General features: G+C 19.3%; 6 protein-coding genes. 5 read left to right on the forward strand and 1 reads right to left on the reverse strand.

All coding sequences use genetic code 11. The features are described 5' to 3' along the window. Positions 1-430 precede the first annotated feature (430 nt). From ACEW7V_RS00005 to ACEW7V_RS00025, 5 genes are all read left to right on the forward strand, one after another. Positions 431-673, forward strand: a complete 243-nt coding sequence (locus tag ACEW7V_RS00005) for a hypothetical protein (protein ID WP_374695463.1) — start codon at positions 431-433, stop codon at positions 671-673. 328 nt (positions 674-1001) lie between these two features. After that, the gene (locus tag ACEW7V_RS00010; RefSeq protein WP_374695464.1) at positions 1002-1172 is read left to right on the forward strand and encodes a hypothetical protein; all 171 of its coding nucleotides are present in this window, start codon (positions 1002-1004) and stop codon (positions 1170-1172) included. 167 nt (positions 1173-1339) lie between these two features. Further along, positions 1340-1513 carry a hypothetical protein gene (locus ACEW7V_RS00015; RefSeq protein WP_374695465.1) on the forward strand — a complete coding sequence of 58 codons (174 nt, stop codon included), beginning with the start codon at positions 1340-1342 and terminating at the stop codon, positions 1511-1513. A 429-nt stretch (positions 1514-1942) separates the two neighbouring features. After that, positions 1943-2131, forward strand: a complete 189-nt coding sequence (locus tag ACEW7V_RS00020) for a hypothetical protein (protein WP_374695466.1) — start codon at positions 1943-1945, stop codon at positions 2129-2131. 1309 nt (positions 2132-3440) lie between these two features. Beyond that, complete coding sequence (locus tag ACEW7V_RS00025) at positions 3441-3764, forward strand: hypothetical protein (protein WP_374695467.1); 324 nt, start codon at positions 3441-3443, stop codon at positions 3762-3764. 376 nt (positions 3765-4140) lie between these two features. Here the strand turns inward: ACEW7V_RS00025 and ACEW7V_RS00030 are convergent. Beyond that, positions 4141-4328 (reverse strand): hypothetical protein (locus ACEW7V_RS00030; protein ID WP_374695468.1); only part of this gene is annotated, 188 nt, incomplete at its 5' end.

The following is a 4328-nucleotide window of genomic DNA, read 5'->3' on the forward strand; positions in this document are numbered from 1 at the left end:
ATAAATATATTAAAAGTAAGTTAAACATCAATTAAAATAACTTTAAACGTGTTTAAATGACATTATATAAAATTATTAATAAAATAATTAATAAAGATATAAAATAATTAATAAAGATATAAAATAATTAATAAAGATATAAAATAATTAATAAAGATATAAAATAATTAATAAAGATATAAAATAATTAATAAAGATATAAAATAATTAATAAAGATATAAAATAATTAATAAAGATATAAAATAATTAATAAAGATATAAAATAATTAATAAAGATATAAAATAATTAATAAAGATATAAAATAATTAATAAAGATATAAAATAATTAATAAAGATATAAAATAATTAATAAAGATATAAAATAATTACTACAACAAAAAGATAAATGAGGTTTAATAAATGTATTTAGAAATTAATAAAGATATTTTTTGGAACAACTTTTAAAAATACAAAAAATTTTAATTCCTTCAAAAACTTTTTTTTTCCCTATTTTTAATACTCTCAAAATCCAAACACAAGAAAATAACTTAATTTTAGAAGCTAATAATGGCAATATTGCAATTAAAATAGAAATTAAAGATGAAAGTTTAAAAATTAAAAAACAAGGTAAAATTGCTTGTTTAGGGAGATATTTTATTGAAATAATTAAAAAAAAATTAGTGATTCTTTAATTAAAAATTACTGTAATGGGAAAATAATTTTTAGTAATTAAAACTAGTTTTTGTGAATATAAATTAAAATTACTTGATGTTTGTGATTTTTTAGAACTTGATTTTTCTTTCCAAAATTAGATTCTTTCAAATTGAAACTCATTTTTTTTAAAAATATGATTAAAGAAATAAATATTTCTACTTCTAAAAATGAAAAAGACCTATTTTAATGGGACTTAACTTGATTTATCAAAACAACCTTTTTAAAAAGCTTGTGCTACTGATTCTTTTTCTGAATGAGTCAAAAAAAATCAATCTAGATGAAGAAATGAATATCACAATTTTAATATTGTTATTCCTAATAAAAAGTTTAGAAGAATTAAGTAAAATATTAGAACATTGTCAAAGTAAATATTTAAAAATTTATTCTGATACTCAAAAAATCTTTTTAGAAATTGATAATTTATGGTTTCAAACTTCACTTTTAGAAGGAAATTATCCCCAAATCTCAAGAAATTAAACTTACAAATTTTCCTTTTTCTATTCATTTAAATAAAGATGATTTAATGAAAAAAGCCTTAGAAAGAGTTTCATTGTTCTTTTCCAAAGAACAAAAATATACTAATGTTATTGAATTTATTTTAACTAAAACAAAATTCAATTGAAATTTCTTCTTCTAGTGAAAGTTTGGGAACTGCTTTGGAAAAAATTATTCCTTTAAAAGTTAGTGCAAATAGTTTCCAAATTGCTTTTAATGCTAAATATTTAGAAGATGTTTTAAAAGTTTTATCAGTTAAAGAAGTAGTTTTTTATTTTGATAATCCCTTAAAACCATTTATTATTACTTACTTGGAAAAATAGATGTCTTGTCTGTTTGATCCTTTTTTCCTATTCCTTTGGAAAATGATTGATATTGTTATATAATGGCAAGATAATAAAAAAGAACAGTGTTAATCTTAATTGTCTAAATAAATGAAACAGTTAGTTATTGATTACTACAAATGATTTAATATTTAAACCAATATATTTCTTTTAGTTCTTTTTCAATTTCTTTTTAATGGGTTTTTAATGCATTGCTTGTAATATATTTTGTTGGTTATAATTTTCGTTATCTTCTGTTACTTTTTCTTTGCTCCAAGTTAAAAATGAACTATACTCTCTTTCAATGTTTGGAAATATGTTTTTTTCATTTCTTGTTTAATATTTAGCTACACAATTATCCCATGACATGCTTTTAAATCATTTAATATTTCTTCAACAATTCTATCAAATTGAATTTGCGTAATCTCTTTGCGATTACTTTCAAATATATTTAATGTATTTGTATTTTGTTTTGTTTCTGGTTTTGGATCTTGCCAAAAAGTTGTTATCTCTAAACTAGAAGATTACGATTTATTTTTTGATGATTTTTGTTCAGATGGTTTGGTTGGTGTTGTTTTTATTTGGGATGGCACTTTGTTTGGTTTTTTAAAATATTGATATAAAAGAAAACTGTAAACACTCAAAAAGCAGCAATAAATAAAAATAGTTAATATTTTTTACATTTTAATTCATATTATTTTATTCCTTGCTTCCTTTGAAAATTGTTTTCTTTTTTAAAAAATATTTTATCCCTTACTTTTATTTTTACTTGTTTTTGCAAGAAAAATACTAAGTAATTATAATTTTATTAAGTAAATTTATTTATATAAATATTAATAGTAATAAAAAAATGGTATAATTATCATAAAGATTATAAATTATCTTTTTATTTTTATTATAATTATATTTATAAAAAACAAAATAGGAGCAAATATGAAGTTTAAATTAATTTTTAAAGTAAAAGATATTAAATCCAAAATAACTCCTTTTAATATTTTAATATTGCGTTTATTTGTAGTGATTATTTTTTAGGAGTTTCCATATTTAAATTTACACAACAAAATAAAAGAGATACAGAACAAGAATCAGATCAAAAGTAAATTTATTATTAGATGAAAAAAAAATTAGCGATTTAGAAAAATATTTAGAAAAAGAACAATTAAAAAATTTAGATTTTAGTAGAGATGAATTATTAAAAAGTGGTCTTTTTAGCAAAGAACAATTAAAAGATTATGATGAAGAAAGAAATAATAAAATTAAAAGAAACTAAATATATAATATATTATTTTTATCTTTTTAAATATTATTTTATTTTTAGGTGGGTTTTTAATTGTAAAAACATATAAAAATTAAACAATTTAAAGATAAAGAAATAGAAATAAAAGTAAAATAAAAAAGTAGGATATACTTTAAAACATTTAATTGAAAAAGGTCTTTCTTATAAACAAATTTTTAGAACAATTAAAACCATTGTTTGGTGCTTTTGATCTTAAATATATTAAAAATAATGAAAGGAAAACAAATATATACTATAAGTTATTTTTAAGACAAAAAAAGGGGATTATGAAGACAAAGAATTGGTAAAGAAAGGTTTTAATGTAGAAGATTTTAAAGAAATTGGTTACCAACTTCCTCAATTAATAGAAATTTTTAGTTTAAAAAAAAAATAAATAAATCAGGTTATAGTTTTGGAAGAAATAAAAAATTTATATCCTCAAACAGAAAAGTTTTTTATTTAAAAACAATTTAGTGCAAGAGATTTAAAAGATAAAGTTGGTTTACTTTGCAAGAAATGCAATTATATAATTATAATCTGAAAGATTTTGACAAAATTAGCATTAGCATACAAGAAATAAAATAAACACCAATATATATAAAGCCTCCTAAATTAAAAGAAACAGGTTTTACTTTTCAATAAATTAAAGAAGTGGGATATACACTTGATGATTTAGGATACAAATATGAAACACCAAATCCATTGCAAAATGAAACATTTATTCCTTTTCAAGAATTAAAATATGCAGGTTATGATACAAAAGATTTTAAAAATGCTAAATATCCAGCACAATATTTGAAAAATAATGGTTTTTCTTTGAAAGAATTAATGAATGCTGAGTATAGATCATTTTATTTTAAAATAGCTGGATATATATTAGAAGAAATTAAAGAGTGTTTGACAAACCATCCAAATTCTTATTATAATATACAAAATATAGAACAAAATTATTATACTGAAAATGTTCATAATTAATTTTAATTATACAATCCGTACTATCTTGTTTTTATCATGTTATAATGGTGGTAATAAATAATTTTGATTCTTCCAAAACCAAAACTTTAATTCTTTTACCTGTGTATTTTATTAGAAACTAAGCATTATAACTTTTTTGTAAAAAAAAGTTGCTCAGCAATTCTAAATTTATTTTCTATTTTGGTTATTATAGGTAATTTATTGACAAAAAAAGATTATCTTAATTGATAGTCTTTTAATATTATTCATTTTTTTATCAACTAAAAAAGAAAGTAGTTTCTACTAAAATAATTGCAATTATTCCATCCATTATATAATGTCGTTTTAAAACAAAGTAGAAATAAAAACTAAAATAGCACAAAATATTGTCCATAATTTAATATTTTAGGGATTTTTCTTTTTTATTTTTTTTGGCGAAAACCAATATAACATAACCAACAACTAACATGGAAACTTGGTAAATTATTAAGATGAAGATAATAATATTTATAAATTTTTGAATAAAAAATCTACAAAACTTTTGTTTTTCTTTAAATAAAAACTTATCCAACATTAGCAATACGG

The sequence above is a fragment of the Areca yellow leaf disease phytoplasma genome (assembly GCF_041920595.1).